Source organism: Kocuria sp. ZOR0020, assembly GCF_000800955.1.
Lineage (GTDB): Bacteria > Actinomycetota > Actinomycetes > Actinomycetales > Micrococcaceae > Kocuria > Kocuria subflava.
Genome location: NZ_JROX01000122.1, coordinates 1 through 1,072 on the forward strand (window position 1 = coordinate 1; position 1,072 = coordinate 1,072).

Genomic DNA, 1,072 nt, shown 5'->3' on the forward strand with positions numbered 1-1,072 from the left:
TGTACTGGGTCAGGACGTTGTTTACATCGTGAATAGGTGAGGACCTCTTAGGTTGGTGGTTACCACACACAGCCAACAACTAAGGGGTCCTCATGTCCCACCGTAATGCCCGCCTGACTCCGTACGGTAGGCGGATCCTGATCGAGCGTGTCCTCGCCGGCCGTCCTGTCGCTCATGTGGCCAGGGAAATGGGTGTCTCCCGCACGTGCGCGCATCGGTGGCTCAGCCGGTTCCGCGTCCACGGGTGGGACGGCCTTGAGGACCACAGTTCCAAGCCAAAGTCATGCCCGCACGCGACCCCGGCCAAGGTCGTTGCCGAGGTCCTCAGCCAGCGGATGGAGCACCGTGAAGGGCCAACGGACCTGGCGGTGCGATGCGGTGTCAGTCCCAGGACGGTCTCGCGGATCCTCGCCCGGGCCGGCATGCCCAGGCTGTGGGAGCTTGACCCGGTGACCGGGGCACGGATTCGGGCATCCCGTGCCACGGACCGCCGGTACGAGCGCGACGCTCCCGGAGACATGATCCATATCGACGTCAAGAAACTCGGCAGGATTCCCGACGGTGGCGGGTGGCGGGCAGACCCGAACCAATCCGCCCGCAACCATGCAGCAAGCCACACAAGGGTCGGTTTTGACTATGTCCACGTCGCTGTCGATGACCATTCCCGGCTGGCTTACGCCGAGGTCCTACCCGATGAGAAAGGCCCCACGTGCGCCGGGTTCCTTACCCGAGCGGCAGAAGCCATGGCAGCCCAAGGCGCACCGGTCAAACGGGTCATGACCGACAATGCCTTCGCCTACCGGCTCTCCCGCGACTTCCAAAGCGCCCTGGCACAGCTCGATGCCAAACACATACTGACCAAACCCCGCCACCCCTGGCAGAACGGCAAAGCAGAACGCTTCAACCGCACCCTCCAAGAAGGCTGGGCCTACCGCCAGCCATTCGCTTCAAACCAAGCAAGAACCGACGCCCTGCAGCCATGGCTAAACTTTTACAACAACCACCGGCCACACGGCAGCCTTGGAGGCAACCCACCCATCAGCAGGTGCAACCAACCTACTGACTGAGTACA

Annotated in this window: 1 protein-coding gene; it reads left to right on the forward strand. The window is 63.0% G+C overall.

The features are described 5' to 3' along the window. Positions 1–92 precede the first annotated feature (92 nt). Positions 93–1,067: an IS481 family transposase gene (locus L979_RS07940; RefSeq protein WP_047691310.1), complete on the forward strand. Its 975-nt coding sequence runs from the start codon at positions 93–95 to the stop codon at positions 1,065–1,067. Positions 1,068–1,072: the final 5 nt, after the last annotated feature.